This is a genomic window from Pseudomonas sp. 32_A (assembly GCF_017490905.1).
GTDB lineage: Bacteria > Pseudomonadota > Gammaproteobacteria > Pseudomonadales > Pseudomonadaceae > Aquipseudomonas > Aquipseudomonas inefficax.
Window position 1 is genome coordinate 1 of sequence record NZ_JAFGYI010000192.1, and the last position, 516, is coordinate 516.

Consider the following 516-nt stretch of genomic DNA (forward strand, 5'->3'; position numbering starts at 1 on the left):
GCCGCCACGTGGTCCCGCCCGAGGTGCGCGTAGCGCAGCACCATCTGATAGCTGGCCCATCCTCCGAGCTGCTGAAGGATTGGCAGAGGCGTGCCGGCCTGAACGTGCCAGCTCGCCCACGTGTGCCGCAGATCATGAAAGCGCAACCCTGACAGGCCCGCTCGCATGCATGCCTTTTGCCATGCGTGGTTGTAGATGCGGCCGATGGGTGCCCCCTTGTACACGAACACGTAGCGCTTGTGCTGCCCCTGCTGCTCGCGCAGCACGCCCAACGCGTCCTCGTTCAGCGGCACGGAAATCACCTTGCCGGCTTTGGCCTGGTCGGCATGAATCCACGCCAGCGCCCGCTCTCGATCGACCTGCGCCCATTCCAGCAGTCGCACGTTCGATTCACGCAGCCCCGTCGCCAACGCAAACCGCGCCATCTGTCGCAGGTGCGTCGGCAGTTCTTCCAGTAGCCGTTGCGCTTGCGCGCGGGTAAGCCAGGTCAGGCGTGCGCTGTTCTCCCGCAGCTTG

General features: G+C 65.5%; 1 protein-coding gene. It reads right to left on the reverse strand.

From position 1 onward, the window contains the following. A partial coding sequence (locus J5M58_RS26230; RefSeq protein WP_207880255.1) for a site-specific integrase occupies positions 1-516 on the reverse strand: 516 nt, incomplete at both ends.